Annotated in this window: 22 protein-coding genes; 5 read left to right on the top strand and 17 right to left on the bottom strand. The window is 52.9% G+C overall.

The genetic code is table 11. From position 1 onward, the window contains the following. Nucleotides 1-59 precede the first annotated feature (59 nt). Nucleotides 60-620, top strand: a complete 561-nt coding sequence (locus ACFQI7_RS12350; RefSeq protein WP_218100550.1) for an ANTAR domain-containing response regulator — start codon at nt 60-62, stop codon at nt 618-620. A gap of 14 nt (nt 621-634) precedes the next feature. After that, complete coding sequence (locus ACFQI7_RS12345) at nt 635-1,243, top strand: transglutaminase-like domain-containing protein (RefSeq protein ID WP_218100551.1); 609 nt, start codon at nt 635-637, stop codon at nt 1,241-1,243. Nucleotides 1,244-1,294: 51 nt separating this feature from the next. On the opposite strand, the gene ACFQI7_RS12340 is transcribed toward ACFQI7_RS12345, so the two are convergent. After that, nucleotides 1,295-3,106 (bottom strand): glycoside hydrolase family 97 protein, encoded by a 1,812-nt coding sequence (locus ACFQI7_RS12340; protein ID WP_218100552.1) that lies wholly within the window; start codon nt 3,104-3,106, stop codon nt 1,295-1,297. A 60-nt stretch (nt 3,107-3,166) separates the two neighbouring features. Then, a complete protein-coding gene (locus ACFQI7_RS12335; protein ID WP_218100553.1) occupies nt 3,167-4,057 on the bottom strand; it encodes an AraC family transcriptional regulator in 891 nt (296 codons plus the stop codon). A gap of 182 nt (nt 4,058-4,239) precedes the next feature. On the opposite strand from ACFQI7_RS12335, the gene ACFQI7_RS12330 reads away from it, so the two are divergent. Continuing rightward, nucleotides 4,240-5,031 (top strand): phytanoyl-CoA dioxygenase family protein, encoded by a 792-nt coding sequence (locus ACFQI7_RS12330; protein WP_218100554.1) that lies wholly within the window; start codon nt 4,240-4,242, stop codon nt 5,029-5,031. A 239-nt stretch (nt 5,032-5,270) separates the two neighbouring features. Then, nucleotides 5,271-6,587: an ABC transporter substrate-binding protein gene (locus ACFQI7_RS12325; protein WP_218100555.1), complete on the top strand. Its 1,317-nt coding sequence runs from the start codon at nt 5,271-5,273 to the stop codon at nt 6,585-6,587. An 88-nt stretch (nt 6,588-6,675) separates the two neighbouring features. Here the strand turns inward: ACFQI7_RS12325 and ACFQI7_RS12320 are convergent, their stop codons facing one another. From ACFQI7_RS12320 to ACFQI7_RS12280, 9 genes are all read right to left on the bottom strand, one after another. Further along, entirely contained in the window at nt 6,676-8,007 is a 1,332-nt protein-coding gene (locus tag ACFQI7_RS12320) for an ABC transporter substrate-binding protein (RefSeq protein ID WP_218100556.1), read from the bottom strand. Nucleotides 8,008-8,067: 60 nt separating this feature from the next. Further along, complete coding sequence (locus ACFQI7_RS12315; protein ID WP_218100557.1) at nt 8,068-8,895, bottom strand: MBL fold metallo-hydrolase; 828 nt, start codon at nt 8,893-8,895, stop codon at nt 8,068-8,070. Between the two features lie 66 nt (nt 8,896-8,961). Beyond that, the gene (locus tag ACFQI7_RS12310) at nt 8,962-10,125 is read right to left on the bottom strand and encodes a Gfo/Idh/MocA family protein (RefSeq protein WP_218100558.1); all 1,164 of its coding nucleotides are present in this window, start codon (nt 10,123-10,125) and stop codon (nt 8,962-8,964) included. Between the two features lie 116 nt (nt 10,126-10,241). Further along, nucleotides 10,242-11,291: a LacI family DNA-binding transcriptional regulator gene (locus tag ACFQI7_RS12305; protein ID WP_218100559.1), complete on the bottom strand. Its 1,050-nt coding sequence runs from the start codon at nt 11,289-11,291 to the stop codon at nt 10,242-10,244. Nucleotides 11,292-11,649: 358 nt separating this feature from the next. Beyond that, a complete protein-coding gene (locus tag ACFQI7_RS12300; protein ID WP_218100560.1) occupies nt 11,650-12,201 on the bottom strand; it encodes a cysteine hydrolase family protein in 552 nt (183 codons plus the stop codon). Between the two features lie 48 nt (nt 12,202-12,249). Next, nucleotides 12,250-13,233 carry a peptide-methionine (S)-S-oxide reductase MsrA gene (gene msrA, locus ACFQI7_RS12295; protein ID WP_268966839.1) on the bottom strand — a complete coding sequence of 328 codons (984 nt, stop codon included), beginning with the start codon at nt 13,231-13,233 and terminating at the stop codon, nt 12,250-12,252. 195 nt (nt 13,234-13,428) lie between these two features. Then, entirely contained in the window at nt 13,429-15,399 is a 1,971-nt protein-coding gene (locus tag ACFQI7_RS12290) for an ABC-F family ATP-binding cassette domain-containing protein (protein ID WP_218100562.1), read from the bottom strand. 310 nt (nt 15,400-15,709) lie between these two features. Further along, nucleotides 15,710-16,705: an aldose 1-epimerase gene (locus ACFQI7_RS12285; protein WP_218100563.1), complete on the bottom strand. Its 996-nt coding sequence runs from the start codon at nt 16,703-16,705 to the stop codon at nt 15,710-15,712. A gap of 165 nt (nt 16,706-16,870) precedes the next feature. Continuing rightward, nucleotides 16,871-17,098 (bottom strand): alpha/beta-type small acid-soluble spore protein, encoded by a 228-nt coding sequence (locus ACFQI7_RS12280; RefSeq protein ID WP_218100564.1) that lies wholly within the window; start codon nt 17,096-17,098, stop codon nt 16,871-16,873. Nucleotides 17,099-17,309: 211 nt separating this feature from the next. On the opposite strand from ACFQI7_RS12280, the gene ACFQI7_RS12275 reads away from it, so the two are divergent. Next, nucleotides 17,310-17,528, top strand: a complete 219-nt coding sequence (locus ACFQI7_RS12275) for a hypothetical protein (RefSeq protein WP_218100565.1) — start codon at nt 17,310-17,312, stop codon at nt 17,526-17,528. Between the two features lie 88 nt (nt 17,529-17,616). On the opposite strand, the gene ACFQI7_RS12270 is transcribed toward ACFQI7_RS12275, so the two are convergent. The 6 genes from ACFQI7_RS12270 to glgB all read right to left on the bottom strand — a co-directional run bounded on the left by ACFQI7_RS12270 (nt 17,617) and on the right by glgB (nt 24,500). Then, nucleotides 17,617-18,474 (bottom strand): HAD hydrolase family protein, encoded by an 858-nt coding sequence (locus ACFQI7_RS12270; RefSeq protein WP_218100566.1) that lies wholly within the window; start codon nt 18,472-18,474, stop codon nt 17,617-17,619. 26 nt (nt 18,475-18,500) lie between these two features. Beyond that, nucleotides 18,501-18,689 (bottom strand): hypothetical protein, encoded by a 189-nt coding sequence (locus tag ACFQI7_RS12265; protein WP_218100567.1) that lies wholly within the window; start codon nt 18,687-18,689, stop codon nt 18,501-18,503. 75 nt (nt 18,690-18,764) lie between these two features. Beyond that, entirely contained in the window at nt 18,765-20,198 is a 1,434-nt protein-coding gene (glgA, locus tag ACFQI7_RS12260; protein WP_218100568.1) for a glycogen synthase GlgA, read from the bottom strand. A gap of 78 nt (nt 20,199-20,276) precedes the next feature. Beyond that, nucleotides 20,277-21,377: a glucose-1-phosphate adenylyltransferase subunit GlgD gene (gene glgD / locus ACFQI7_RS12255; RefSeq protein ID WP_218100638.1), complete on the bottom strand. Its 1,101-nt coding sequence runs from the start codon at nt 21,375-21,377 to the stop codon at nt 20,277-20,279. A gap of 14 nt (nt 21,378-21,391) precedes the next feature. Then, nucleotides 21,392-22,561 (bottom strand): glucose-1-phosphate adenylyltransferase, encoded by a 1,170-nt coding sequence (locus ACFQI7_RS12250; RefSeq protein ID WP_218100569.1) that lies wholly within the window; start codon nt 22,559-22,561, stop codon nt 21,392-21,394. A 22-nt stretch (nt 22,562-22,583) separates the two neighbouring features. Beyond that, nucleotides 22,584-24,500: a 1,4-alpha-glucan branching protein GlgB gene (gene glgB, locus ACFQI7_RS12245; RefSeq protein ID WP_218100570.1), complete on the bottom strand. Its 1,917-nt coding sequence runs from the start codon at nt 24,498-24,500 to the stop codon at nt 22,584-22,586. Nucleotides 24,501-24,731: the final 231 nt, after the last annotated feature.

Below are 24,731 nucleotides of genomic sequence, written 5' to 3'. Positions count from 1 at the left end.
TACAGGGTTATTATTTTACATATACCTATCTTACAATTTGACTCCGAGAGGATGATATTATGAAAATACTTCACGTTCATGATATTCCGACAACAAAATGCAGAGTGGAAGTTAGGTTGAAAGATCTGGGTTTTCAGGTAAAATCAGTAGATGCGGCGGCTATGGCCACGGTAAAGCACACGCGATTCGATATTCTTGTGCTTGATGTTCCTGCCTGCCGATTGAAGCAATGGCTATACGAAGCGAATCATCATTTCATCCTTCCGTATTTCTGGTGGTGCGAGGAACGAAAACCGGCAACCTCGGCACCTCACGAGAAGCTTGACGGCATGCTTTGCTGCGGAATGAACGATAACGAGCTGCATTGGTCCATCCTGCTTGGCATCAAGAACGGACAAAGACGGCTTCATTTGGAACGCGAGTATTTGTTTTTGTCCAAAAAGCTCGAAGAACGCAAATTGGTCGACCACGCCAAAATCATTCTTAGTAAAATAAACAATGTGAGCGAAACGCGGGCTTACGAGATGATGCGCACGCAAGCGATGAACGAACGAAAGAAACTGATCGACGTCGCTGCATCCGTGCTGCAAGCAAGCCGCTTAACGGCAAAAGAAGGATAAGGGAGGCTAACGGAATGCGGCTGTACTGCGAAAGCAATGACCGGTTCGACTATTTGATCGAGACCGAGGAGATCGACTATCGGCACCCGCTGATCGAACAAGCGGTCACTGCGCTTCGGACCGATTCCATGACGGAGACGGAAAAAGTGAAAACGACGTTTGAATTCGTGCGCGACGAAATTTCCCACTCCTGGGACCTCCAAAGCAAGCGGATTACGAGAACCGCTTCGGAAGCAATGCAGCACAAGGAAGGGATCTGCTACGCCAAATCCAACTTGCTTGCGGCGCTGCTGCGAGTGCAAGGCATCCCGACCGGCTTTTGCTACCAAAGACTGACGATCGGCGACACGCCGGATACCGGCTATTGCATTCATGCGTTGAACGGCGTTTACTTGTCGGCCGAACAAAAGTGGATTCGGTTGGATGCCCGGGGCAATAAAGCGGGAGTGCAGGCGGAGTTTGACGTAAACGCGGAAAAGCTTGCTTTTCCGGTTCGACCCCAATATGGCGAACGAGACTACCCTGTTATCTACACAAGACCAAACAACAAAACGATGAAAGCTCTCCAGCGAAACTCCGACTGCTTGTACATGTATTTGCATGACCTGCCGAAGGAACTGTGAAGGAACTGCGGGCAAGACCCGGAGTTCCTTTTTGCTTTTCACCGCGAACGCTTATACCGGCATCAGATGAACGGCCTGACCTCCGCATGACAGCAGGTTCGCCTGGAGACACGACTCCGAATCGACGGTCAAACGCCGAATGGCGACTCGCCTGCCATCTCCTGTCCCGTGATCATCCTCGTAGATCGTAGCGGAATACGATCTGTTCTTTTCCAGCATGGACAATGGGACGGCAAGCGTTCGAGGCTGCTCATTCGTAATGGTGCCGATGAACCATTCCTCGCCTTTCCTTCGGGCAATAGCCACAAACTCGCCTATGCTGCCGAGCGGCGCTTTCGTATCGTCCCATACGGTATGCACGCATTCAAGAAACTCCACCTCCGGCTCGCCGCCGTAATCGGAAGGGCTGTCGTACCAGAACACGAATTGGAGCGGGCTGTATACGATGACGCTCATCGCTAGCTGGTGCGCGCGCGTATTTTTCAGCCGGTTCGTGTAGTAGCATATCGTATAATCTCCCGGCCCGCCCGGGAACCTTGTAAACGGCAGCGTGCAGTTGTGCGCTGCCGTAGGAAAATGCTCATTCCCGCGTATTCCTTCCACCGTCAGCAAATTCGGATACGTTCTTGCATACCCGGTCGGGCGGTAGTAATCATGAATATCGACCATGAGCCGATGCTCGGCGCATTTGCGCACCGCCTCCAGCAGCCACTCCGTCCATTCCTGCGGCCCTTCGTTGACGAAACCGAACTTGATCCCCTTCACGCCCCAGCTGCTGTATAGCGGCAAAAGCGTATCAAGCTGCCGTTCCAGGTGGCGTCGGTTCACATATAGCCATACCCCGATTCCGTGTTCGGCGGCATACGCAATCACCTCCGGCAAGTTCAGCTCATCCCAATCCGGCCTCTTCCGCTGCGGATCGACCGAAACGGTCGTCGCATCTTCCCGGTCGTTCGTTTCGCTTCCGTACCACCCCGCATCGAACTCGATATACTGCAGACGATGCGCTTTGGCAAACTGAACGCAAGCTTTGCCGCCCCGGGTAGTCAGCGTCGTTTCCCGAATGGCTTTTCCGGGCCGAATCCATGTGGTATCTTCCAGCGCGCAAGGGCGATTCAAATGGAGTACCAGATCGCTGCGTTCCGTCAAATCGCCGGGACGTTCACCGACAATCAGCAGCCTCCACGGTGTATCGAAAGGCGCCTCCCCCTTTGTCGGCCCGGCAAGCGAAGCACGCAATAGATCCGGACGGCGCTCGTCTTTTGCCAGCAGCATCTTGGCATGATGATTCATCCCGGCTTCGTGCACACAGGCATAACGGCCGTTCGTACATGCGACGGTCAGCGGCCGCTCCGTCCGCTTCTCCAGCTCTCGCACACGAATCGGATGATACACATCCTCGGGCCAATATTCCGCGTAAACCGTACTGTCCGGCGCGAAAGCAAATTGCGTAAGCTCGTCTTCGATCACAAATGCGCGAAACCCGTCCTGCTCCGGAATGTGGTATTGCAGTGCGACGCCTTCATTATATGCTCGAAACCGGAGCGTCAGATTGCGGCCTCCCTCTTGCGCCTCTTTCAGCGCAACGATCATTTCCGTGAAATGGTCGACAACGCTGCTCCGTTCCCCGTACACCGGCTGCCAGCACTCGTGAAACGTTCGCGTCTGCACATCCAGCACCGTAAAGTCGCGGCATAGCGGAGCCGCATCGCGAAGCACGAGTCCAAGCATAGAATCTTCCACGAGAGGCTGCCCCTGGTACGCAACCCGATAAAACATCGCGTTCCCGCCATCTTCCGCCTGCTCGATTGCAAAAGTGAGGATCACTAGGTTGTCGGGTGAAGCCACGATCCATTCGTTCATTGCAATTCACATCTCCTTATCTAACGAAATGTTTGAACAGCCAACCCCTAATTCGATGCGTTATCCTGAGGTGCGGAATTTCGTACGGTACTGTCCCGGCGTCATGCCCGTCATTTGCTTGAATGCCTTATTAAAATGGCTCAAGTCGTTAAAGCCTACCTCCTGTGCGATATGGATGATTTTATCGCCGGAATGGCGGAGCAGTTCGCACGAGACGCCGATCCGCACTTCGTTGCGAAACTCCGTGAACGTTTTCCCGGCGTACTGCTTGAACTTGGCGGTAAAAGCCGCAGCGCTCATGCCGCACATCTGGTATATTTGCTCCATCATGATCGGCTGCGCGTAATGAAGCTTCGTGAATTCGCACACCCATTCCATCACGGTTTTCTCGTCCCGCCCGGAAGTAAAAGGCTCGGACATGCGTTTCTCGTAACAGCGGCTTAAGAAGATGAACAGCTCCATCAGCATCGCTTTGATGCACAGCCGGTAACCGAGCTCTTTCTTACTGAACTCACCCACGATCCGATCCAGCACAAACTTGGTCTCCAGCCCTTCGTTAACGGACAGCTTCAAATGATACTGAAAATCCGAAGGAACGCGGAGCAGCGGCTCCAGATAGAAAAACCGGATAAACGGCGTGACCTGCGACAGTTGGCGAAGCTCCGCTTCGAGCAGCTCCGGAAGAAACAGCACATTGTACACTGCCATCGGCACGCTGCCCGTTACCCGGTAACCGTGCTCCACCTGCGGCTCAATGACAAAAAAATCGCCTCTGGCGATCGGATAGGATTCCCCTCTGTATATGTGCTCTCCTTCCCCTTCGGCAACGAACACGCATTCAATGAATTCATGCTTATGCGGCGCGATCGCGTTCGTACGGAACGTGTAAGGCGTAATATGGAATGGAAAATCCGGACTTTCCAGAAAATGCTCTTTCGTGTAATAAATCATCGCGCTCCCTCCGGCAACGACCCGTACAAGGAATTTTATTCCTATTGTAGCACCCGCAGTAGCCGAACGGTCAAGAAAATAAACTAGGTTTTACAGCAAATCCGCCAAGTCTCGGGTTCCGATACATGATATGTTTGGATCAAGCTCAAATTATTTATTTTTGAAAGGAAGAGATGATGGCATTGACGGAAAAGACGGGGCAGTGGATCACGCAGGAAAAAGTGGATTTTTATAAGGAAAACGGTTTTGTGCAAGTCGATAACGTGCTTACAGCGGAGGAATTGGAGGAGCTGCGGGCTTGCGCGGATGAAGCGATGGCCTGGCAGACGGGACTTTCCGTCAAGACGGACCAGGACGGGGGCACTTATTACAAAGTGTTGAACCAAAAAGTGAACGTATGGCGGGATCACGGCGGGATGGCCAAATATTCGCTCCACCCGCGGCTTGCATCAATGGCGATGCGCTTGACCGAGGCGAGCGGAATCCGTTTGTTCCATGATCATTTGCTTTGGAAAATGCCGGGCGATTCCAAGCCGACTCCATGGCATCAGGATACGGTCAAATGGCCGATGAATGAAACGGGAGCTCTCTCGATTTGGCTAACGCTTGACGACGTTGACGAGCGAAACGGCTGCATGATGTTCATCCCCAAATCGCATACGGCCGGCAAGCTGAAAAATATAAGCTTGACGAATCCCGTCGACATCTTCGAGTATGTCAAAGGAACGGAGCTGGAGAAGCAGCAGCCCGTCGTCGTGCCGCTCAAGGCAGGGAGCTGCACGTTCCACGACGGACTGACGTTTCACTATGCTCACGCCAACCGGACCGATAAGCCGCGCCGGGTGCTGGCCATCATCTACATGAAAGACGGCACGACATACAACGGTACCGGCCATGTGATTACGAACGAGCAAGGTCTGGTAGCCGGCGAGCCGATTCGCGGGCCGCTGTTTCCGCTGCTCGCCAAAGTCTAGAGCTTAGTCGTAGCTTGGCGGTTATACAACAATGATCCGACATCTACTGCCTGCACCGAAAAGACGGCTGACTCGAAGCCAGATTCGGACTGCAGGCGCAAGGGCAGCTGATTGAGCCGATCAATAACTGCCCTTCCTTTTACCGCAATCTTTGAAGCCTTCGATCTGCAATCGAATGATTATCAAGTATATTCTTACGATGCAAGCTTTCCAACGGAAAGCTCTATGGAGGGATCTCGGTGGTATCCAAGAATCGTATCCTCGTCATTTTGCTCGCGCCTGTCATGCTATCCGCAACCGCCTGCAGCGGCGGAGCTTCAACACCCCAAAATGAAACCGCTTCCGATTTAAAAGCACAATCAAACGAACCGGCGGAGCTGGTCGTGTTCGGCAATCCGGCGGATCCCGAGAACGTATTCAATACCCGCATCGGAGACGCTGTCAGAAAGAAGTTTCCGAATTATACGATCAAGTACGTCCCCAAAACCAAGGACACAACAATGGATTCCCTGATTGCTTCCGGCAGTCCGATCGATCTGATCTACGACTCGGTCGGCGGTGCCGCAGGCAGCGTCATTGAAACCGGCTCCGAATTCGATATTTCCGACCTGACGAAAAAGCATCAGCTCGATTTAACCCGGTTCGACCCCGGACAACTGGATGCCGTAAAACAATTCGGCGGCTTGTACGGACTACCTATTCATTCCGGCGGCCTGGTCACGTATATCAACAAAGACATATTCGATAAATTCGGCATTCCGTATCCGAAGGAAGGTATGACATGGGATGAAGCGATCGATCTCGGCAATAAATTGACCCGCAATGAGAGCGGAACCCAGTACATCGGTCTCGGCCTTTCGATCAGCCATGCGGTAGGCATGAGCTCGTTGTCGCTGCCCTATGTCGATAAAAAAACGGAAAAAGCGGCGATTAACAACGATAATTTTAAAAAGCTCATGGAAACGCTTGTCGTGAAACCATCCCAAGCGGACGGCTATAAAGAAACGATCGCCTCCTTAAAGCGTACGTTCAACAACGATGATTTCATGAAGACCCGAACGATGGCGATGTTTATTATGAACTACGGCCTTCAGGATCAAACTTCCTTCAACGAGTTTCAGTGGGATATGGCGCCGCTGCCGGTCTTCAAAGAAAATCCTACGGTAGGCACGCAGCCGTATCCGGGCATATTGTTTGTCAGCAAAACGAGCAAATACAAGGATCAGGCGGTCGAAGTACTGAAATATTTGACCTCGGACGAATACCAGCTCGATCTGTCGAAGCGCGGCTTCATTCCCGTGCTAAAAGACGAGAAAATCAAAAAAGCGTTCGGCCAAAGTTTGCCTTATAAAGATAAAAACATCGTCAATGCCGTCTTTTCCAAATCGCTTGCGCCGACCGCTCCCAAAACAAAATACGACGGCGCTGTCAATGGCGCGCTCGGTAAACAGTATGTGAAGATGGTTACCGGGGAGGTGGATGTGAACAGCGCGCTTCGCGCAGCCGAAGAAGAAGGAAACAAAGGGATCGAATCGGCCAAAGCGAGCAAAAAGTAATCGTCATGCGAAGACGGCGGCTCGAGCTCGAGAGCGCCGTCTTTGTACGTTAATATTCGCGTATCCGATCCTCGAACCTTCGGCGTTTTTACTTTGCCAATTGAGCGACTTGCTTGTCGATATCTTCTTCCGTTTCGCGAATGACCGTATTTACGTCTTTCCCTTTGTAAAGATCAAGCGAATGGTTATACGCGATGCCGAGTGCGTTTCCATCGTATATCGTCGGGTTTTTGGGCCAATTTTGCTTGTTGTAAAATGCGGCTTTCACATTTTTCCCTTTCGTATAAGGCAAATCCGCGGAGAAAGCATCCATCGTTTCCTTCGTCAAGAGCACCGGTCCCCCGCCGTTTCGCGAAATCACCAGCTGCGTCTCTTCGGATAATGCCGTTGCGACGACCTTGAACGCCGCATCCAATACTTTGCTGTTCGGATTCATGAATAAGCTGGAGCCGCCGGCAGCTTGCGCCGTTTTGGGATATCCCTCGAACACCGGATATGCCGTCATGTCCCAATTCATGTTGGGCACGGTCTGAAGGCCTGCGGGAATCAGATTGGGCACGCCGATCATGGCTACATTTTGCGTTTTGTAAAAATCCTCATTATGCCACCTAGTGATCTTGTCCTTATCCTGCGGGAAGCGATTGCCGGGTATGGCGATCAGCTGGCTTAGCAAATCGTACGCCATTCTCCACTCCTTGGTGGAAAGATTCGCTTTGCCGGTTTTCGGGTCAAAATAATCCCGCGTAATGCCTCCGGCCAGAAAGTGAACGCTGTTATGGTCGAACCCGATGTATTGGGTGCCGTTATCGTTTCGGGTCAACCTTTTCGCCAATGAGACGATCTCCGTGAAGGTAACGCCGTCTTTCGGATAAGGGACGCCGAATTTATCGAAGATGTCTTTGTTATAGAACAGCGCGATGAAGTTGGTAGAATACGGGAGCGAGAAAATTTCTCCGTTTTTGCCAAACGTCTTGACGTAATTGATTGTACTTTGATCATACTTGCTGAGATCCATGTTGTACTTTTTAATCATCGGAGTCATGTCGTAGTTAAATCCAAGGTCGGTGATTCCTTTAGCCGTCCCGATATCGCTGATGACGATGTCCGGAACTTGACCCGCGACAATCATTTCCTCCAACTTCTTCGTACCGTTCGTTCCGGGCTTCACAATTTCCAAATCAATATTGGGATACTTTTTTTTCAGAGGCTGAATGAGGAGCTTATTCCAATAATCATCGGATAACTCTTGCCAATAGGAGTATGCGACCACTTTGGCCGGTTCCGAAGATTCCGGTACTTTTTCTTTATTTGCTTCAGGTAGTGCAGAAGTGCCTGTGTTATTGCTGCTGCAAGCCGATAGCAAGGATGTTAATACGAAAACCGGAATAAGCGACGATGCCGTTCTTTTCATATACCCCATTCCATATCCCTCCACGTATTTATTCCAAAGTGCCGGTGTGACTCGCAATTACTTTTACTGCTAAGACGCAGAAACTTCAATGACAAGACCGTCATATGCGCAAAGGACGCCCATTCCCTGCAATATACGTTCCGTCTCCTCGTGCGGCCCGACGCTTTGATGGGAAAAATGGGTGGCGATCGTAACGGTACGGTCGGACACGGCTCCAAGTTCCCGCAGCTTATCGAGCATGAGCTTATGATCGGCGAAATTCAAATGCTCCCTGCCTGACGGGCGGCTGCCGATGGTCGCCTCCATGACGACGGCGTCGAAACGCCATCCCTTGAAATCGTCCCATACGTGATCCGCATACATTCCGGTATCCGAAGCGTACAATATCGATACGTGTCCGTCGGAGACGATATAATTCATCGCATCGCCGATGGCGGAATTATGCGTTGCCGCAATCGATTGTATCGCATATGGCGGCAGCTGCAGACGGCGGCCGGGAAGAAACGGCACCCGCTTGATACCCGCTTCTTTGTCCCTCCCCCCGGAAAGCTCCCATTTCGTGAGCACGGACGGACCGGCGACCATCGTCATCTCTGGGAGCTCGGTTTCGAGCCGGAACGGCTTCGCCCTCATCCTCAAGTTCGTTGCATCGAAATGGTCCAGATGGCTGTGGGTCATCAATAGATACTCGACCTCAATCAATGAAATTCCTTGCGCTGCACAGGACGCGAAAATGTCGGGGCCCAAATCAATCAGCAAATTGTTATTGATGAGCACGCTTTGCCGTTTACGGATGTTGGTCCCCCCGTGTGCCCGGGCATGATCGCACGTGGCACAGCCGCAAAACGGCGATGGAATCCCTTCGGCTGCCGCTGTTCCAAGAAAGGTGATCTTCATTTCATTTCCCTCCCGAATTGGTTGGATTGGTCCGCTTCTGCCACTTGCCCGCTTCTTCCGGTTACTTTAAAAGGATTGCGCTGCAACGCTCTCTTGCAGCGGCTTGATCGTCATCACCTGCCCGCCGGATCGCATCGATTCCGCAGCGGCGCATCCGACGGCAACGCTCATCCGTCCGTCACCGGGCGAAGCGATCGGTTCCTTGCCGTGAACGATCATATCGATGAAATCGTCGCAAATTTTCGGGTCCGCTCCGTTATGGGAGCCTTGGGCCGTTTTAATTTCATAGATGCGGTCGGACATGTCGCGCCACGTGCCCGAGCGCCTTGATTTGACGTATACCCTGTTCTCGGGCTCCGAGTTCTCGATCCTCCCTTCCGTCCCGATAATCGTGTAGTTCCTTTGATAATCCGGTGTAAAATGGCACTGCATATATGACGCTTTAACCCCTCCTTCGAGCTCCATAATGAGCGTGCTGTTATCCTCCACGTCGATTTCCTCGCGAAAGGCACACTGCATCAGCGGACCGAATCTGGCTTCGGGACAACGGTCTTTCTCCGCACATTCCGGACAGGTCAAATCGTTCGGTTGATTCCCGCCAAAATAGTCAACCCCGCCGAAAGCGGAAACTTTCCGTGTATACCGTCCGGCCAGCCAGTGGATGATATCGAAGTCATGCGAGCCCTTCTGCAAGAGCAGCGAGGTCGTATTGCGGGAACTCCCATGCCAGCTGTGGTAGTAATAGTCGCTGCCTAGACCGACAAAATGCCGCACCCAGATCGCCTTCACTTCCCCGATTTCACCGGAATCGATAATTTCCTTCATCGTGCGGTACATATTCATATACCGCATGTTGAACCCCATCATAAGCTTCTTCCCGGAGCGCGCCCAAGCCTCCAGAATCCGATCGCAGCCTTCGACGGATATCGCCAGCGGCTTCTCGCAGTACACGTGTTTTCCCGCTTGCAGCGCCGCTACCGCATGTTCTTCGTGGCAGCGGTCCGGCGACATGACGACGATCGCATCGATATCTTGTCGCTCCAGCAGCTCTCTGTAATCCAAAGTCACATCCGCATCCGGATTGATCTTGCTCCGGAACTTCTCCAGGCGGCTCGGGTCGATATCCGCGCCCGCAACGACAATGGATCTCCCTTCCGGCTGATGCCAGTATTTCGTCGTCACGCCTGCTCGCCAACCAAGACCGATTACGCCGATTCTCACTTGTTCCATGGCATAACAGCTCCTCTTTTTTATTTGGGCCCAAATTATCTGTGTTTTTGGCTAAAGCTTAAAAAAAATGGATACTAGCGGCATAACGCCGCCACTATCGCTTATAACACCGGGACTTAACCGTTGTTTCTGACATAATCCGAAGACTGCCGGATCAGCAGTTCAAACGGCATAAACAGCTTAAACGGAAGCGGGTGGCTGTCCGTAATTTGATCGACCATCACTTTGGCCGCCATCAAGCCCATTTCGAATTTGGGCACATGCACGGTTGACAACGGCGGTGAAGTAAACTGAGATACCTCAATGTCGTCCAGTCCAACGAAAGCGATGTCTTCAGGGATATGGAGGCCCCGCTCGACGACAGCGCGCATAGCCGATATGGCCATCATGTCACTGGCGGCAAATACGGCCGTCGGCCACAGGGAACGATCTTCTTGCAGGAGCTCGGCCATGCGTCCGTAGCTTGCATTCACGTCCCATCCGGCGTTGATGATCAGGCGCGGATCTGCTTCCAGCCCCGCTTCCTGCAGAGCGTACCGGTAGCCGCGATACCGCTTCTCGCGTTCGATATCCCCGGTTAACCCGGCTCCTCCAATAAACCCGATTTTGCGATGCCCTTGATCCAGCAAATGCCGGACTGCGGATTTTGCCGCTTGAACCCGGTCGTAGGTAATAACGGGAACGAACGGATCGGTAATGTCGATGCCGACAACGACGGGAATCACTTTCTTAATGTACGCGTACAGATCGGACGGAATCCCTTCGACGATAACCATCCCGTCCAATTTGGTCTCCACCAGCTTGCCCATTGCGGATTCGCTCTGCATTTCCTCCAGCGTATGCACAAATGCAAGCGAGTAGTTCAGCTCGGCCAGCTTCTTCTCAATCCCCGCCAAAATCGGGGAAAAATACGGATGGTTGTACTTGTGCTGAGGTGCGGAAACAATGCAGCCGATTTGCCGCGAAGGCTGGTCGGCGTCCTTCTCGCTTTTCCGGGCAAGCTGCCGGGCGGTTTCGTTCGGCTCGTAGCCAAGTTCCTTGATCGCGTTCCAAATCTTCGATTTCGTTTCCTGGCTAATATGACGCGAGGAATCGTTATTGATGACACGGGAAACAGTAGAGATTGAAACTCCCACATGCTGCGCGATGTCCTTTAACTTAGGCATCTTTCTCTAATGCTCCTTTAACCTGTAGTCGATCGTCTGATGCACAATTTGCCCCAAACGTTTTCCACAACCATCTTACTGCCGACACCCAAAAGTTGTCAACGCTTTTTTCCACCATCTTCCACGAAAGATTGCCGTGCTAACAATTCCTGACCGGAGCGTCCGAAGGTGAGTCACTCACTAATCCCCATCGGTTGTGGCCCGAGGCAATTCATGGCACGAAAAAGAACCCCCAATCTTGAACGTGTCAAGATTCAGGGGTTCCGTAGGGGTTCGACCGGCCGCTTCGCAGCGGCGATACGCGCGCTTCTGGGATTCGCGTGCGAGGCAACATAATTTGAAGGGCAAGCCGGCATCGTTACGCTTCGCGATGCTCCCCGACCACTTCCGCTCCGAGCACGCTGCGGAAATGCCCGAGCGCCCATACATGTCCCGTTTCATTGAAGCTGGCGACCGCGTCCGCATGCACGATGACCGAAAACCCTTTGTTGTATGCGTCAACGGCCGTATGGAGTACGCAAATATCGGTGCACACGCCGACGAGGTGCAGTTCCTGTATGCCGCGTGCGCGGAGCTGCAGCTCCAAATCCGTACCGCAAAAGGCGCTGTATCTCGTTTTATCCATCCAGTAAATACGGTCCCGGTTTGCCTGATATACCTCATCCAGTTTGCCGTAAAGCTGCCTTCCAGCCGTACCGCGAATGTTGTGCGGCGGGAACAGCCGATGCTCGGGATGATACAAGTCCTCGTCGTCATGCAGGTCGACGGCCATCACTACGTATTCGCCATCGTTGACGAACTGCTCCGTTAACGACGATATACGGTCCTCGATATCGATCGCCGGCTGGCCGCAAGGAAGCCGTCCCTCCACAAAATCGAACGTATAATCAATCACGATGAGCGCCTTCATCCGGATCACCATCCTGTTCTTTATCGTACCATCGTTTTTCAGACAACTTCAGCTCCGCCGCTCGAATAAATGCCGGAACTCCCCGTAGCCTTCCTTCTCCAAATCTTCTTTCGCAATGAACCGCAGAGCGGCGGAATTAATGCAGTAGCGAAGCCCTCCGGGGGCCGGGCCGTCATGGAACAAATGACCCAAATGAGAATCGCCTTCCTTGCTGCGCACTTCCGTGCGGACCATCATGTGGGAGAGATCGGTTTTCTCCTTGATATGGTTGGAAAGCAGCGGCTTGGTGAAGCTGGGCCAGCCGCATCCGGCATCGTATTTATCCAGCGAGCTGAACAACGGCTCTCCCGATACGACGTCGACATAAATTCCTTCTTGATCATGATTCCAGTATTCTCCCGTGAACGGCCGTTCGGTTCCATTCTTCTGTGTAATTTCGTATTGGATCGGCGTCAGTTTGCTTTTTAACGCATTCAAATCTTTTTTCACCGACCAATGCTTTTCGATAAATGCGTCGCGGCCCGAGCCTTTCCGGTACATTTTGTAACGCAGCGGCTGTTTCACGTGATAGTCCTGATGGTATTCTTCCGCGGGGTAAAACGTCGCCGCCGGCAAGATCGGCGTGACGATCGGCTGTGCAAATCTCCCGCTTTGCGCAAGCCGTTCCTTCGACGCTTCCGCCAAAAGGCGCTGCTCTTCCGTATGATAAAAAATCGCGGTCCGGTACGACGAACCTCGGTCGTGGAACTGTCCGCCCGCATCGGTCGGATCGATTTGCTGCCAATAAATATCAAGCAGCTTCTCGTAAGGAAATACGTCAGGATCGAACACGATCTGAACGGCTTCCGTATGGCCGGTCGTATCGGAGCACACTTCCTTATACGTCGGATTTTCCGTATGTCCTCCGGTATAGCCCGATGTCACGCTTACGATTCCGGGCATTTCCTCGAACGGGGAGACCATGCACCAGAAACACCCGCCCGCAAATGTGGCAATCTCTCTTTTACTTCCATCGCTTTCGTTGTGACTCACCTTGATCGCCTCCGGTTTTGAATGATTAGCCATATTTTATCAAAGTACGGCGGCAAACACCATTTTTGGCGCTGCCGGTTCGACTCGCCGAGCGGTTTGACGGCATTTGCACGTAAACGCGCGCGATCCCTGGCGCGGTTTTTCGCTGCGAAGCAGTCGGTCAAACCGGCGACGCCGGACCCGAAGGGAGCTGCTTCAGGTTTCTTCCTCCAGCTGCATCCACTGCTCGTACAACCGATCCAGTCTGGCTTGCACCGCTTCCCGTTCAGACCAAAACGCCGTCAGTTCCGCGCCGGCCGATGAATCGGCTATATCCTGCAGCGATGCATCGATCGCCGACAAGCGGCTTTCTTCCTGCGCAATCGACAGCTCCAGCTGCTCGCGTTGACGTTGCTCCCTTCGAGCATTATCGGCTCCGGCCGTCTTATCGCCGCGCTGTCGTTGCGAGGATGTTTGTCCGCTGTTCGCGGCGGCAGGCAAGGCACTGGACCGGGAGCCCATTTGGGCGGCGCTTTGACCCACCGCTTGCGACCGCAGCTCTGCGCTTTTCTCTTTATACGCATCGAAGTCCCCCAGGAACACGGTAATTTTCCCGCGATCCAGCTCCCAAATTTTATGAGCCAGCCGGTTAATGAAGTAGCGGTCGTGCGTTACGGCGAGCACCGTTCCCTGGAACTCTGCGAGCGACTCTTCCAGCGCTTCTCGCGATGCAATATCCATATGATTCGTCGGCTCGTCAAGAATGAGCAGATTCGGCTTGCACAGCACGAGCAGGGCAAGCCTTAACCGCGTCCATTCGCCTCCCGACAGCGAGCTGACCGATTTGAATACGTCGGCTCCATAGAACATATAGGATGCCAAACAAGAACGCGCCTCCCCTTCTTCCATCCCCGCTTCCTCACGGAAATAATCGAGCACGGATTTTTTGCGGTCGGGCGGATATTGCTGCTGGGCCAAATAACCGACTTCTACGCGTGCGCCCATTTCGACCGTGCCTTCGTCTGCCTGCTCTTCCCCGAGAATAAGCTTTAGCAGCGTCGTTTTGCCCGACCCGTTACCGCCGATGAGCATCACCTTTTCTCCGTATTCCAGCATTCCGGTCGCTTGGTTCAATATCGTGACCGCTCCGTACTTCTTGCTCACGTCCTCAAATCGGATTACGCGGCGTCCCGAACGGTCCGAAAGCTTCAACTCGAATTCCGCTACCTTGGGGTCCATGACCGGCCGTTTGAGCTTTTCCATCCGATCCAGCGCCTTCTGCATGGAAGCCGCCCTGCGGAAAAACTTCTCATAGCCGCCGATGCGTCCCCATTCGATCAACTGTTTGATCGCTTCTTTCATCTTGTGGATCTTCTTTTGCTGCTCTTGATAGTCGGCGAACTGCCGCAGCAGTTTCTCCTCTTTCTCCTTTACATAGCCGGAGTAATCCGTATGGAACGTGCACGATTCGCCGTCTTCCAACTCCACGATTTTGGTCACCACGCGGTCGAGAAAATAACGGTCGTGGGATACGATCAGACATGCACCTTCGTACTTGTTCAAAAACTGCTCAAGCCATTCGACGCCGATCAAATCCAAATGATTCGTAGGCTCGTCGAGAAGCAGCAAATCCGGCTTGCCGATCAGTTGTGATGCAAGTGCGATCTTCGTCTTCTCCCCGCCCGACAGCGAAGCGTAGCGCCTCTCGTACATGCTGCGGTCGATTTGAAGCCCTGTCGCAACCTTGTCGATGCCGGCGTCGAGCTCGTAGCCTCCCCCGCGTTCATACTGCTCCTGCAGCTGCGCGTACAGCTTCAAACACGGCTCCAGCCGTTCGGGATCTCCCGCGATTTCCGGAGTCGACATTTGCTGCTCGAGCTCCGTCATGTCGGTGCGGCAAACGATCATATCGCGATAACCGGAAGCCAGCACCTCATAGACGGTACACTCCTCCCATTCGATCGGGATTTGCGCCAAATAGCCGATTCGCGTGTCTTTGCGCGTCGTGAGCTGCCCATCATCCGGTTTGTCGAGCTTGGCAATGAGCTGCAGCAGCGTCGATTTGCCGCTTCCGTTGCGACCGATGAGACCGACGTGCTCGCCTTCGTGAATTTCAAACGTAACATCGTCCAACACGAGCTGCGTACCGTTATACTTCTTTATATTTTGACCGTGAATAAGTAACATCCGGGATCCTCCTTGTGATCGAAAGACCCTATCCAGGCATACAAAAAGGCCGTAGAGAAAATTCCCTACGGCCTTCGGAACGTTCCGATGCGGTTAAGGTAGGAATCTTTTCGTGAGTGGTGAATTTATATGGTTAAAAATGGACAGACCTCTGGCGTCTTCCGCAAAACCATGAACGATGCCAGCCATCGCAATAGGCAATTGGCTAACACGGTTATTCACCAACTCTCGATTCATCCTACCTCACCCCCATTCATTTACATTAATGTAAACTTATCATGCCACGAGTCGTTTGGCAAGTTTATCCTCTTTACGCTTCAATCGTATACAGTCTGGACGATGCTTCCCAGATCGCCCCCGGTTCCAGCGCGTGTAAGCCGATCTCCTCCGCCGGCAGCTGCACGTTCGGCGCATTGACAAGATTTACCTGCGGTTCTGGACAGAAGAAACGGCCGCCGGCGTTGTTGTTCCAAATCATCCACTGTTTGTACGCCGTGCCTACGTCGTATACGAGTTTCACGTTCAGACGGGTATCGGTCAACTCCATACGATTCCTTCCGTTCTGAGGCACCGCCGTATAGTGGTTGTCCATCGCTTCAAAATAAGGCGACACGCCGCCCCGCTGCATCCGTTCTTCCTCCGGCTTCAGCGGCTGGAACCGGCCTGTCGGCAGCATGCGACCGCTAAGTTCCCAGCGCTGTCCGATCGTCATCGTGAACATGCAATCGGATGCCGTGCTTCCTTCTGCAAACGGCGCGTTGATCGACGTATGGAATGCGAGCAGGCAAGGCATCGCATCCTTTCCGTCATTGCGGATCGTGACCTGCTGCTGTAAACCGGCGGCGCTGAGCGTATAGTGCAGGCGGATCGTAAACGCATGAGGAAAGTACGCGTACACCGGATGGCTTTCCGTTACTTGCTGCACCAGTGTGACCCGCGCTTCCGTCTCGCTGTTCGAGCGGCTTTCGACGGCCCAAGGAATATAATGCAAAAAGCCGTGCAAATGATTGCCCGTGCTCGGTTCATTGACGGGGAACGAGTACACTTTGCCGTTCCAAGGGAACTTCCCGTCCTCGTAACGGTTCGGCGGAAACAGCACCGGAATCCCGTGAATGACCGGTTTGGCCTTAAAGGACTCCATTTCCTCCGCAGTCGGTTCATGCAAAAACCGGTATTGTTTGACTGTGTCTCGAAAAGCGATGAGATTGGCTCCGATTTCCGGGAGAACGGCAGCCTCGTATGGGCCGGCCTCAAGCCAGACGGCTTTTTCTCCTTGGTACAAACCTTCGTGTGTATTCGCTGCCATAAGCTCCTCCTGTGCTAATTACGGTATGGTTGGTTATCGACAGTAATCACTTTACCAGAAGCAGGAAGAGTTGAATAGTATAAATGATGAAGTTGACGGTAATTCGGAAGCGGCAAAAAGCCGGGAGACGAATATCTCCCGGCTTTCGCGCGCTTATAAAGCAGCTTATCTGAGTCTGTTTCCAGAAAGTTGTTGTTCTGCGATTTGAACCAGGCGGCGAGTGATGTGGCCCCCGATTGCACCGGTATCGCGTGTAGCCATGAAACCGTAGTATCCGTCTTGCGGAATTTGAATGCCCAATTCTTGTGCGACTTCATACTTCAGTTGCTCCAACGCTGCATTTGCTTGAGGTACCACCAATTGGTTGCTGGAGCGAGATTGACCTGTTGCCATTAAGTATGACCTCCTAAGTTGGGTTTGAAAGCACTTTATCGAGTGCTGTAAAAGTATTATGTACGGGGCCTCCCGTTCTTATGCGGTCTGGCATGAAAAAATTTCACAAGACATTATCGATTGTTTCATAATCCGTCAAGGCGTGCATATACTCTATTCGTCCCAGTTTTTTGGGGCATACGGACAACACGAAAGGATAGGTGGTCATGGCATGTGGGAAAGCGTGTGGAAAAAAGAAACGTTGGAAATTCAAATGAACCCGGAACGCAAATCGATTATGCTGCAAATGTCGGAAGGAACGGAAACCGCCGCGCCGATGCATGTGCAATTGAATCAATCCGAACTTTTTGAGCTGCTGCATACGTTCTTGAATATTAACCGCTCTTTCAACAAAGAAACGATGTACTACGATGATGCAAGCCGTGTATGATCGTACATAACGGCAAATCAAGCCTTGGGGCGCGATCCCAAGGCCTGAACATTCCCCTCTATCGTAACGCCAAGAACGGATAGGCCTCTCACACGGACAAGCGGTTCTTCTCATCGAACAATTCGCGTTCGACATCGCAAGCTACGCCGTCTTCGTCGTTGCTGGCCACGATCCGGTCAGCCATCTCGCGAAGAACCGGATGCGCGTTAGCAACGGCCACCCTGCAGCCTGCAGCTTCGTAAAGGCCGATGTCGTTCAAATTGTCACCGTATACGATAATACGCTCCGGACAAGCCCCCACGTGCCGAGCCCATAGCTTCAGTCCTTCCCGCTTATTGGCCTTCGGATCGCTAAACTCCAGAAAATAATGATCGCGTATATAGCGATCCGGCATCATATTAAGGTGCACTTCGGCTCCGAGCCGTTCCGCTGCAGCCTTGCGCAGAGGTTCAAGCTCCCGCTCGAGTCCAATATAGGTCAGCATCAGCGTACGCATCCCGGGCAGCGGCGTCAGCACCGGCTGCTCCCGGAATCGCGGATCCCCTTCCCTGCTGGCAAGAAACTGCTTGTCGCCGTCCCGTGTCATCGGTTCGTGCAGCACGATTTCTCTCGCTTCCTCGTCGAGCCCGAACCATAACGGGACGATGCCGTGCCGCCGTCCAATCTCTATGATTCGAAGCGCTATCGCGGTATCGAGAAAATGGCCGTCGAGCACCTTACAGTTCACCGGATCATAAAGCAGTGCTCCGTTATATAGCACGACGGGATGATTCCACGGCACGGAGGCAACCACCTTCATCGAACTGGTATAACTGCGTGCTGTTGCATAACTGATCACATGCCCTTCCTTGAGCGCGCGGGTCAACAGGTTTTGCGAGTAAGCGGACAGCGTCGCGTCCGATCGAAGCAGCGTGCCGTCCAAATCGGTTAAGACATATTTGCGCATCGAATCACCTTCCTCTTCAATGAACTTTACGATGGGTCTTCCGGCTCCGCTTCCCATTCGATATGCAAATTCCGATTGGCCCAGTCGCGCACAATGATTTCTACGGCGTTCTCTTTCTCCTCGTCCGTCAGTTCCTCCATTTTCATATCGGCTACGTCCACATCGGCTTCCTTCACGAGTTCTCCCGCTACCGACAGCTTGATCCGTATCTTCATGCCGCTTGCCTCCTTTCAAAGGAAAAAACCAACATCCGTTCAGGATATCGGTTTCCTTTAACAGCTTTCCTGCCATTATATCCTAGTAACCAGTCTATCGTACAGGTCGGCATATTGCTGAGCCGATTTGCGCCAGCTGAAATCTTTTTTCTTCATGTTCGCTACAAGATTGTCCCAAACAGCCGGCTCATGATACAAGCGGACCGCTCTTTGAATCGTATGGAGCATGTCGTGCCCGTTATAGTTGGTAAAGCTGAAGCCGGTGCCTTCGCCGGTCGCCTCATTATACGGCGCAACGGTATCCTTCAAGCCTCCGGTTTCCCGTACGATCGGTACGCTGCGGTACCGCATCGCAATCAGCTGGCCGATGCCGCATGGCTCGAAGAGCGAAGGCATCAAAAAAAGATCGGAACCGGCATAGATTTGCCGGGCAAGCGCCTCGTCGAACGAAATGTTCGCGGACAGTTTGTCCGGGTATTGGTCCGCCGCCCAGCGGAACAGCTGCTCGAATTGCGGCTCCCCCGTGCCCAGCACGACCCATTGCGCATCCAGCGCCATCAGCTCCGCGACGACGCGGTCGATTAAGGCGATGCCCTTTTGATCGACCAGACGGGTGACAAGCGCAATCAGCGGGATCTCCTTGCTGACCGGGAGACCGAGCCGCTCCTGCAGCTTCAGCTTGTTCAGCTGTTTCTTGGCGAGCGAGTCGCGGTAATGGATTTCGACATGCGCATCGGTCATCGGGTCGAACGCTTCGTAATCCAGTCCGTTAATAATCCCTTGCAGCCGGTGCTGCTGACTGCGCAGCAGTCCATCCAGGTATTCGCCGTAATACGGCGTCTGAATTTCTTCCGCATAAGTCGGGCTGACGGTCGTGATAAAGTCGGAGTACAGCAGGCCGCCCTTCATAAAGCTTGCTCCGCCGTGCAGCTCAAGCGCATATCCGCTGAAATGCTCCTCCCCGAGCGCGAAAAAATCCTGGAACTGCTCCTTGGCGAACACGCCCTGGTATTTTAAATTATGTACCGTCATGACCGTTCGGATATGCGCATAAGCCGGCAGATAGCTGAAGTGCGCCCGGTGTAGCACCGGAATCATGCCGGCCTGCCAATCGTGGCAATGAATCACGTCAGGTATGAAGTCGAGATACTGCATCGAATCGAGCACCGCCCGGCAAAAGAAAGCAAACCGTTCCGCATCGTCGCCGTATCCGTAACATCCTTTGCGGCCAAAATAAAACTCATTGTCGATGAAATAAAATATAATGCCGCCCATCTCCAGCTTCAATACGCCGCAGTACAATTTTCTCCAGCCCAGTTGCAGCTCAAAATCAGTTACCGGCTCCATGCGTTCCTTGAAATGATGAGGAATGTCTTCGTACTTCGGCAATATAACGCGCACATCCACTCCAAGCTTGGCGAGTTCCTTGGGCAACGAGCCGATCACATCGGCGAGCCCTCCCGTCTTCACAACCGGTACGGCTTCTGACGCGGCAAATAACACTTTCATGGCTTCCATCCACTCCTTTATATATTGACGCGACCCGCCATCTTTTGCATACAAGGGTACAGGCACGTCATTTTACCATTAAATGACTTTGGTTTTGGAAGCGATAAACGGTGCTTGCTTGTCTCCCGTGAGCACACGGCCTCTGTTGATAAACACGTCTTTGTCCAGGATCGCGTTCTCGATAATGACATTCTCGTCGATTTCGCAGTTTTGCAAGATGATGCTGTTTTTCACATAAGCGCCCTTGCGGATTTTCACGCCCCGGAACAATATGCTGTTCTCGACTTTCCCTTCGATCACGCATCCGTTGGCGATCAGCGAATTGCGGGCGTGCGCATGCTCCGCATAACGGGCCGGCGGTTCGTCCTTGACCTTGGTGTAGATCAGATGCTTCTGGAAAAACAGCTCGCGCCAAATTTTCGGATTGAGCAGCTGCATGCTGTGTTTATAATAGCTTTGGATCGTATTTACAATGCCAGTATGGCCTACGTGTTGGTATCCATAAACGCCGAGCTTGTCGATATTTTTCATAATGCCGTCCCGCACCAGATGATCGTATCCTTGGGCTAGGCATGTCTCGACCATGTCCAGCAGCAGCTCCTTGCTCATGACGTACATCTCCATCGAGATATTGTCCGTGCGCAGCCGTCCCGAATGATCTTCGATCACCGTGACTTGCCCGTCCTCTTTGACGGCCATGCGCCGGAATTTGGCGAGCTCCTCGTCATCGGATTTTTTGTAGACGACGGTCACGTCGGCTTTTTTCTCCAGATGATAGTCCAGCACGGCGTTGAAGTCGATATTGCACACGAGATGGCTGCGCGTAATGACGACATATTCCTCGCGTCCGCGGTAGAAGTAGTCCCGGTGGCTGTAAAATTGGAACAGGTCGCCGCGGGCCATCCCCGTCTTCTCGTGCAGCACCGCCGGCAGCAGGAACAATCCGCCGCGCTTGCGGTCAAGATCCCATTCCTTCCCGGGCCCGAGGTGATCCATCAGCGACCGGTATTTGTGCTCCGTGAATACGGCGACGTTCTCGATTCCAGAGTTCACCATACTCGATAATGTGAAATCGATCAGTCTGTACCGCGATCCGAACGGAACCGACGCGACGCAGCGATTATAGGTCAGCTCTTCCAAATCTTCCGGCTCATTCACCAAGTTGATCACGCCCATCATACGCTTCATAAGACTCACCCTTTCGCCGATGCCATAGTGTCTTTGCCGATTCGCTCGTTGCTGCCGATCAAAATAATGTCCTGACCGGCTCCGCTGTCCGGATCTCCAATAACGCTGCCGTCTTCCACCACCGTGCCTTCTCCGATAATCGCCTTATGGATGATGACGTTGCTGCCGATCGTTACATTCGGCATAATGACCGAATCCTTGATCAAGCTGCCTTCGCCTACCGTCACGCCGTAGAACAGTACGGAATGATCGACTTCGCCGAACACGCAGCAGCCTTCATTGACGAGGGAACGACGGATTTGCGCGGTAGATGCGATATATTGACCCGGCTGGCACGGATTCACCGAATAGATACGCCATTCGCTGTCGTTCAAATTGAATTCCGGCTTTTCTTCGAGCAAATCCATATTGGCTTCCCACAAACTTTGAATCGTGCCGACGTCTTTCCAATAGCCGGCGAATGGGTAAGCGTACATGTTCCGCTGATCTCTCAGCATGCCGGGAATCAAATCTTTGCCGAAATCTTTACTCGATTCCAGATTCGCTTCATCCTCGATCAAGCACTGCTTCAGCGCTTTCCAATCGAATATATAAATACCCATTGAAGCCAGATTGCTCTTCGGCTCTTTCGGTTTCTCTTCAAATTCGGTAATCCGTTCTTCCTCATCGACGCTCATGATGCCGAACCGGCTCGCCTCCTCCCATTTGACGGGAATGACGGCAATCGTAACATCCGCCCCTTTCTTTTTGTGAAAGTCGAGCATGAGATCGTAGTTCATTTTGTAGATGTGGTCGCCCGAAATAATGAGCACGTATTCGGGGTCGTATTGCTCGATGAACGAAATGTTGCGGTAGATCGCATTCGCTGTTCCTTTGTACCAGTCTCCCCCGCTCTGTTCCATAAACGGCGGAAGCACGGTCACGCCGCCGTGTTTGCGATCCAAATCCCACGGGGCTCCAATCCCGATATATGTATTCAGCACGAGCGGCTGGTATTGCGTCAGCACGCCGACCGTATCGATTCCGGAGTTAGTGCAGTTGCTTAAAGTAAAGTCGATGATCCGGTACTTTCCGCCGAAGTGAACTGCCGGTTTTGCCAGTTTGTTCGTCAATAGCCCTAACCGTCTTCCTTCGCCACCTGCGAGCAGCATGGCCACACACTCTTTTTTACGCATCGGCTTCTCTACCCTTCTGTCACTATTGGGTTGTGCTGTTACGATGAATATTGATAGGTTTGAAAAAAACGGTTGCGAGCGGCGGCACCGCGATCTGCAAACTGAACGGCTGATTGTGACATGGCCGATTAATCGCCTTCAACATGCCGGCGTTCAGCTGGCCGGAGCCGCCGTATTCCCCTGCGTCGCTGTTCAGCAGTTCGACATAATCGCCTGCAAACGGTACGCCGATCCGGTACTTTTCATGGAATACCGGAGTAAAATTGCTTACGACGATCAAGTGGTCTTCCGGTTTGGACGACTTCCTCATAAAGGTGACGATGCTTTGCTTATGATCGTGCGGGTCGATCCAGGAAAAGCCTTCCGGCCGGTGATCCAGCTCCCAGAGCGAAGCTTCCCGCAAATAGACCCGGTTCAAATCGCGAACAAACCGGTGCATGCTGCGATGGCTGTCATATCCGAGCAGCTCCCAGTCGAGGTCCTCCAAATCCTTCCACTCGTCAAATTGCCCGAACTCGCCGCCCATAAAGAGCAGCTTTTTCCCCGGGTGCCCCATCATATACCCGTAGAGCGTCCGCAGACCGGCAAACTTTTGCCAATAGTCCCCGGGCATTTTGTTCAGCAGCGATTTCTTGCCGTGCACCACTTCATCATGGGAAAGCGGGAGCACGTAGTTTTCAGAGTACGTGTACATGAAGCTGAAGGTCAGCAGCTGATGACGGCTGTGCCGAAAATACGGATCCAATTCCATATATTTCAACATATCGTTCATCCAGCCCATGTTCCATTTGTAATTGAAACCGAGACCTCCTTCATGCACGGGCGCCGTTACGAGCGGCCAATCGGTGGAATCCTCCGCCATCATCAGCGCATCGGGGAAGTAGCGGAATACCGTATGGTTCAGCTTCTTGATGAAATCGATCGCCTCGAGATTCTCGTCCCCTCCACGGGCGTTTTTCACCCATTGCTCGCGCGGCTTGCCGAAATTCAGGAACAGCATGCTGGCAACGGCATCGACGCGCAATCCGTCAATATGGTAGCGGTCGAGCCAGAAGAGCGCATTGGAGATCAGAAAGCTGACGACTTCCGGCTTGGTATAATCAAAGGACAATGTCCCCCATTCGGTTTTTTCCGCTATCGCCGGATCGTTGTATTCGTACAGCGGTTTCCCGTCGAACTGCCGCAGCCCATGCTCGTCTTTGACAAAATGACCCGGCACCCAGTCCATGATGACGCCGATGCCTTCACTATGGCAGCGGTCCACGAAATACATGAAGTCGCCGGGCGTCCCGAAACGGCTTGTTACGGAGTAATATCCGGTAGCCTGGTAGCCCCATGAACGGTCATACGGATGTTCAGCCAAAGGCAGCAGCTCGATGTGCGTGTAGCCCATTTCCTTCACGTAGGCGACAAGCTCCACGGCCAGTTCCCGGTAGGTTCGGCAGCTTCCGTCCGACTTCTTCTTCCACGTCCCCAGATGCACCTCATAAATGTTCATCGGCGAGCGATAAACCGAGCGGCCTCTTTTTTGCGCTTGCCATGCCTGATCCGTCCATTCGTAGCCTTCCAGCGAAACGACCCGGGATGCCGTCCCCGGCTTCAGCTCCGACCAGAACGCATATGGATCGGCTTTGTACAGCAACGTGCCGGAGGCGGTGACGATTTCGTACTTGTAGTACTCCCCTTCGCGCACCCCGGGCACGAAAAGAAACCATACCCCCCATGTACTAATCTTCTGCATCGGGTGCGCCGTTCCGTCCCAGCAGTTAAAATCGCCCACCACCCGGACCTGACTGGCGTGCGGCGCCCATACGGCGAAACGAACGCCCGCTACTCCGCCGATGTCGGCCGGATGTGCGCCGAGCATACGGTAGCTCTGGAACAAATTGCCCTCATGGAACAAAAACAAGTCCTCCGGGCCGGGGATTAAGCTGTTCACGACCGATTCATCCCCTCTTTGTTTGATTTTTGAGCCTATATAACAGAAATACTACATCGCGCTTTAAATTCCTCTCTGCCGCATGCATTTTTCACATGTCTTCTTTTGACTGATCACGTCGAATTTCGTAAATACATTTTATGGAAAAAGCAGGATTTTACCTGTCCACGGAGAATTGATTGTAGCATGCGTCATTCGCCGGTCAACCGGATGAGGATGAGAACACATAAC

Origin of the sequence: Paenibacillus allorhizosphaerae (assembly GCF_042659105.1) — a bacterium.
Taxonomy (GTDB): domain Bacteria; phylum Bacillota; class Bacilli; order Paenibacillales; family NBRC-103111; genus Paenibacillus_G; species Paenibacillus_G allorhizosphaerae.
The sequence above is the reverse complement of the archived record's forward strand: the minus strand, read 5'-3'. Positions and strand labels throughout refer to the sequence as shown.

Coding starts and splice junctions, on each gene's coding strand:
- ACFQI7_RS12320 (WP_218100556.1), bottom strand. CDS start 8,007: ATGGGGTATATGAAAAGAACGGCATCGTCGCTTATTCCGGTTTTCGTA.
- ACFQI7_RS12275 (WP_218100565.1), top strand. CDS start 17,310: ATGTGGGAAAGCGTGTGGAAAAAAGAAACGTTGGAAATTCAAATGAAC.
- ACFQI7_RS12305 (WP_218100559.1), bottom strand. CDS start 11,291: ATGCCTAAGTTAAAGGACATCGCGCAGCATGTGGGAGTTTCAATCTCT.
- ACFQI7_RS12285 (WP_218100563.1), bottom strand. CDS start 16,705: ATGGCAGCGAATACACACGAAGGTTTGTACCAAGGAGAAAAAGCCGTC.
- ACFQI7_RS12270 (WP_218100566.1), bottom strand. CDS start 18,474: ATGCGCAAATATGTCTTAACCGATTTGGACGGCACGCTGCTTCGATCG.
- ACFQI7_RS12290 (WP_218100562.1), bottom strand. CDS start 15,399: ATGTTACTTATTCACGGTCAAAATATAAAGAAGTATAACGGTACGCAG.
- ACFQI7_RS12300 (WP_218100560.1), bottom strand. CDS start 12,201: ATGAAGGCGCTCATCGTGATTGATTATACGTTCGATTTTGTGGAGGGA.
- ACFQI7_RS12315 (WP_218100557.1), bottom strand. CDS start 8,895: ATGAAGATCACCTTTCTTGGAACAGCGGCAGCCGAAGGGATTCCATCG.
- ACFQI7_RS12340 (WP_218100552.1), bottom strand. CDS start 3,106: ATGAACGAATGGATCGTGGCTTCACCCGACAACCTAGTGATCCTCACT.
- ACFQI7_RS12280 (WP_218100564.1), bottom strand. CDS start 17,098: ATGGCAACAGGTCAATCTCGCTCCAGCAACCAATTGGTGGTACCTCAA.
- glgA (WP_218100568.1), bottom strand. CDS start 20,198: ATGAAAGTGTTATTTGCCGCGTCAGAAGCCGTACCGGTTGTGAAGACG.
- ACFQI7_RS12265 (WP_218100567.1), bottom strand. CDS start 18,689: ATGAAGATACGGATCAAGCTGTCGGTAGCGGGAGAACTCGTGAAGGAA.
- ACFQI7_RS12350 (WP_218100550.1), top strand. CDS start 60: ATGAAAATACTTCACGTTCATGATATTCCGACAACAAAATGCAGAGTG.
- glgD (WP_218100638.1), bottom strand. CDS start 21,377: ATGATGGGCGTGATCAACTTGGTGAATGAGCCGGAAGATTTGGAAGAG.
- ACFQI7_RS12310 (WP_218100558.1), bottom strand. CDS start 10,125: ATGGAACAAGTGAGAATCGGCGTAATCGGTCTTGGTTGGCGAGCAGGC.
- ACFQI7_RS12345 (WP_218100551.1), top strand. CDS start 635: ATGCGGCTGTACTGCGAAAGCAATGACCGGTTCGACTATTTGATCGAG.
- ACFQI7_RS12335 (WP_218100553.1), bottom strand. CDS start 4,057: ATGATTTATTACACGAAAGAGCATTTTCTGGAAAGTCCGGATTTTCCA.
- ACFQI7_RS12250 (WP_218100569.1), bottom strand. CDS start 22,561: ATGCGTAAAAAAGAGTGTGTGGCCATGCTGCTCGCAGGTGGCGAAGGA.